The 628-nt window shown below is 61.3% G+C and carries 1 protein-coding gene; it reads left to right on the top strand.

Annotated elements, in window-relative coordinates; all coding sequences use genetic code 11:
• A partial coding sequence (locus AC0L3H_RS33000) for a corrinoid protein (RefSeq protein WP_473588252.1) occupies positions 1–628 on the top strand: 628 nt, incomplete at both ends.

The following is a 628-nucleotide window of genomic DNA, read 5'->3' as shown; positions in this document are numbered from 1 at the left end:
CCGACGACGAGATCATCCTTTCCGAGCTTTCCGACGACGAACTCGTGCAGCAGATGCACGACGACCTTTATGACGGGCTGAAGGAAGAGATCGAGGAAGGCACCAACATCCTGCTCGAGCGCGGCTGGGCGCCTTACAAGGTGCTGACCGAGGCACTGGTCGAAGGCATGCGCATCGTCGGCGAGGATTTTCGCGACGGCATCCTGTTCGTGCCGGAAGTGCTGTTGTCGGCCAACGCGATGAAGGCGGGCATGTTCATCCTGCGTCCGCTGCTTGTCGCCACTGGCGCGCCGAAGCAGGGCAAGATGGTGATCGGCACCGTCAAGGGCGACATCCACGATATCGGCAAGAACCTTGTCGGCATGATGATGGAGGGCGCCGGCTTCGACGTCATCGACCTCGGCATCAACAATGCGGTGGAAAAATACCTCGACGCCATCGAACAGCACCAGCCTGACATCATCGGCATGTCGGCGCTGCTGACGACGACCATGCCCTACATGAAGGTCGTCATCGACACGATGAAGGAAAAGGGCATCCGCGACGACTACGTCGTGCTGGTCGGCGGCGCCCCGCTCAACGAGGAATTCGGCAAGGCCGTCGGCGCCGACGCCTATTGCCGCGACGC

Source organism: Mesorhizobium sp. WSM4816, assembly GCF_055811535.1.
This window is presented reverse-complemented; position numbering and strand designations above follow the sequence as displayed.